Source organism: Pseudomonas sp. 43(2021) (genome assembly GCF_017490805.1).
In the GTDB taxonomy this organism is placed as follows: domain Bacteria; phylum Pseudomonadota; class Gammaproteobacteria; order Pseudomonadales; family Pseudomonadaceae; genus Aquipseudomonas.
The window spans coordinates 1-567 of the sequence record NZ_JAFGYJ010000198.1 but is presented as its reverse complement, the minus strand read 5'-3'; the positions used below and the strand labels follow the sequence as shown (position 1 = coordinate 567).

The 567-nt window shown below is 68.6% G+C and carries 1 protein-coding gene; it reads left to right on the top strand.

Features of this window, described 5'->3' with window-relative positions:
* A partial coding sequence (locus tag J5M71_RS26735; RefSeq protein ID WP_207838502.1) for a GTP-binding protein occupies positions 1-567 on the top strand: 567 nt, incomplete at both ends.

The window sequence follows — 567 nt, the reverse complement described above, 5'->3', positions numbered from 1 at the left end:
ACCAGGTGCTGGACCAGGAAACGGCGATGATCGTCGTCGAGGAACTGGGCCACCGCGCGCTCGCCGCGAAGCTCGACGATCCGGAGGCGCTCCTCGTCGAGGGCGAGATCGGCAGCGATGCGGAGCAACTGCCGCGTCCGCCCGTCGTCACCGTCATGGGCCACGTCGACCACGGCAAGACCTCGCTGCTCGACTACATCCGTCGCGCGAAGGTCGCGGCCGGCGAAGCGGGCGGCATCACGCAGCACATCGGCGCGTATCACGTCGAAACGCCGGGCGGCGTCGTCACGTTCCTCGACACGCCGGGCCACGAGGCGTTCACCGCCATGCGTGCGCGCGGCGCGAAGGCGACCGATATCGTCATTCTGGTGGTCGCGGCCGACGACGGCGTGATGCCGCAGACGAAGGAAGCGATCTCGCACGCGAAGGCGGGCGGGGTGCCGATCGTCGTCGCGATCAACAAGATCGACAAGCCGGAGGCGAACCCCGATCGCGTGAAGCAGGAACTGGTCGCGGAAGGCGTCGTGCCGGAAGAGTACGGCGGCGACTCGCCGTTCGTGCCGGTAT